Annotated in this window: 3 protein-coding genes; 2 read left to right on the top strand and 1 reads right to left on the bottom strand. The window is 63.0% G+C overall.

Features of this window, described 5'->3' with window-relative positions:
• Positions 1 to 123 precede the first annotated feature (123 nt).
• Positions 124 to 1029 carry a glycosyltransferase family 2 protein gene (locus RDN59_RS11800; protein ID WP_308608001.1) on the bottom strand — a complete coding sequence of 302 codons (906 nt, stop codon included), beginning with the start codon at positions 1027 to 1029 and terminating at the stop codon, positions 124 to 126.
• A 59-nt stretch (positions 1030 to 1088) separates the two neighbouring features.
• Here RDN59_RS11800 and RDN59_RS11795 point away from each other — a divergent pair, with 59 nt between their 5' ends.
• Together RDN59_RS11795 and RDN59_RS11790 are read left to right on the top strand one after the other, a co-directional pair.
• Entirely contained in the window at positions 1089 to 2741 is a 1653-nt protein-coding gene (locus tag RDN59_RS11795; RefSeq protein ID WP_308608000.1) for an LCP family protein, read from the top strand.
• A gap of 45 nt (positions 2742 to 2786) precedes the next feature.
• Positions 2787 to 3148 (top strand): TIGR03089 family protein (locus RDN59_RS11790; protein ID WP_308607999.1); only part of this gene is annotated, 362 nt, incomplete at its 3' end.

The following is a 3148-nucleotide window of genomic DNA, read 5'->3' as shown; positions in this document are numbered from 1 at the left end:
GTGCCGCGACCTCCCACCAGAATGACGGCATCGGCCGTCGATCCCCACTGGGGCGCTGATTCAGTCATATCGTTCCTTAATCTCTTTCAGATAAGTCACCGTTAGTGTATAGGCGCGCCTGACTCAGGAGCCGTCGCGGCACGCGCTTAAAATCAGCCCTCGCGCCCGCAGCCCCAGCCACAATGCCACGCGCAGGGGCGCTTGGTACCAGTGCGGGTGCCTGTCCGCTTGGAAGCGATAGGCGGAATCATGGTGCGCACGCAGCATCGCGCCGCGGTGCGCCTGCGTCGAATGGCCCTTGGCGTGGGTAATCATCGCCGTGGGGCAGAAGATATTGCGCCAGCCGGCGCGGACGAAGCGGTCTCCTAAGTCCACGTCCTCCAAATACATGAAGTAACGCTCATCAAAACCACCGATCTGCTCAAACGCCTCCCAGCGCACCAGAAGGCAGGAGCCGGACAACCAGCCGGCGGGGCGCTCGCTGTCCATGTCGGCATCATCGCGATAGGCGCGCGACCACGGATTGGAAGGCCAAATCGTTCCAAAGAGCGCATGGCCAACCCCCGTCAGCAACGTCGGCACCGCGCGAGCAGAGGGATAGTTGCTACCATCCGGCTCCACGATGCGCGGGCCCACCGCCGCTGCGTCCGGGTGGCGGCGTGCACAGGCGATCAGCTCATCCAGGGAGCCCTCGCTAAACGTCACGTCCGGGTTGGCAATGAGGAAGAACTCTTCATCGACGCCGTGCGCACGAGCGAAGCGCGCGCCCGCGTTCATTCCTGCGCCGTAGCCGATGTTTCCTCCAGTATCGAGGAATTCCACGTCCGCGTGCTCCCGCGCGGCGGCTTCCGGTACCCCATCGGTTGAGCCATTGTCGGCGAGGACGGTAAGGGTAGGTAGGGACGTCGCCAAGCGCAGCGAAGCCAAAAAGTCGCTGAGGTAGCGGCCAGGCGAAAAGGTCACGGTGACCACGGCCAGGGGTTTCTGTAAATTGTTCACGATGTGTCTGAGGGTACCTAACGCCAGCATGCGCACGCGCCCGCGACACTGCTTCACGTTTTTGCAGCGAGCTCACTTAAACTAGTCCCGTGACTTCCCCGAATTCCCCGCGCACCGCCCGCCACATTCAGGCCTCGCCCTCGCAGTCCGCGCCCACCACCCAACGAGGATCGACGCCGCTCAAGGCCGTCGTCGCCTTCCTGTCTGCAGTGGTCCTCGTGCTCTCCGGCGTGGGCTACTTCACCGTGGGCAAGCTGGGGAATGACATCTCCTCCGCCTCCAATCTGGCACTCGGCAACCAGGGCGGTTTTAAGGACAACGGCCTCGATGGCGCGGTGGATATCTTGCTCGTGGGCAAGGACTCGCGCACCGATGCCAAGGGGAATCCGCTCTCCGAACAGGAGCTGGCGGACCTGCATGCCGGTGTGGATGAGGGCGAGGAAAACACCGACACCATCATGGTGATCCGCATCCCCAACGATGGCTCGCGCGCGACTGCGGTGTCCATCCCGCGCGATACCTATGTCCACGACAGCGAATTTGGAAACACCAAGATCAACGCTGTCTTCGCGCTCCACAAGTCCGCCAAGATGGAGGAGCTCCAGCAGGAAAACGCAGAGGCTGAGGCAGCAGGTAAGAAGCCTCCCTACACGGAGAAGGAGATGGAGAAGGAGAGCACGGAGGCCGGACGTGCTGGGCTCATCTCAATGGTGCGCACGCTCACGGACGTCAGCGTTGATCACTACGCTGAGGTGGGCCTGTTGGGCTTCGTGCTGCTTACCGACGCCGTCGGGGGCGTCGACGTCTGCCTCAACAATGACGTTGATGATCCGATGTCCGGTGCGAAGTTCTCGAAGGGGCGCCAAACCTTGAAGGGCTCAGAAGGCTTGTCCTTCGTGCGCCAGCGCTATGACCTGCCGCGCGGCGACCTCGACCGCATCGTGCGCCAGCAGGCCTACATGGCCTCGCTAACCTCGAAGGTTTTGGATTCGGGAACGCTGACGTCCCCGGGCAAGCTCAACAAGATTGCCGATGCCGTGGAGCGCTCCGTTGTCATCGATGATGGCTGGGACATCATGGGATTTGTTTCCCAGCTGGCCGGGCTAGCCGGCGGCAACGTGACGTTTACGACGATCCCGGTGACCTCCATTACCGGCGTGGGTGACTACGGCGAATCGGTGGTGACCATCGATACCGCGGAGGTCCACCGCTTCATGGACGATTTGGCCAAGTCCCAAGAGAAGACTGAGGAAGAAGAGAAGTCTGAGGATGCCGCCACGGACAAGGCAGCCGAGGAGGGCGAAAAGCCGGTGGCCGAGGACCTCAACCTCCACGTCCTGAATGCCGGCACCGTCGACGGCATGGCCGGCGGAATCGGTGCGTGGTTGAAGAACGTGGGCTACACCGTTGAGCGCACGGCCAATGCGCAGTCGGGCCTGTATACCGAGTCCCAGATCGTGGCCGCGGATGCCAACGATGAGCGCGCACAGGCTTTGGCTGAGCAGCTCGGTGGCCTGCCGGTCACGGCCAACGAGGAGCTCGAGCCGGATACCTTCATCGTGGTGGCTACCGATGACTACTCCGGCCCGAAGGATGACTCCGCGCAAGAAGAGGAGGCTTCCGCCGAGACGAGCGAGGGCGGTGACACCCAGCAAGTGGGTACGCCGGGCGATGACTTCGGTACCGCCGAGGTGGCACCGGAAATCGACGCCGGCGGCGACGGCCCGCGCTGCGTGAATTAAGAGCGTCGTGGCGGGCTGGGCGCCCGCCACCTACGATGGGCGGACATGGAACTCCTTCAGCATCTTCTGTCCGCCGATGCCTCCGCTCCCCGCCTCAGCGTCTACAACGAAGCTGACGGCACCCGCATGGACTTCTCGGCGCAAACGCTGGAGAACTGGACCTCCAAGATTGCCAATATGCTGCTGGAAGAGCTCGACCTTGAGCCTGGCACCGATTCTCGCATCCTCATCGACCTTCCGGTGTCGTGGCAGGCTGCCGTCATTGCGCTCGGGGCACTAGCCGCGGGCATCCCCTTTGACATTACGGATGGTGCGGCTGCCCCAGAACCACACGCCGATGATGTCGCCGTAGTTTTCACCTGCCCGGAGGCCTACCTCGAGGCCACCGCCGGCTCGGCTTCTACCCC

Origin of the sequence: uncultured Corynebacterium sp. (assembly GCF_902489365.1) — a bacterium.
GTDB lineage: Bacteria > Actinomycetota > Actinomycetes > Mycobacteriales > Mycobacteriaceae > Corynebacterium.
This window is presented reverse-complemented; position numbering and strand designations above follow the sequence as displayed.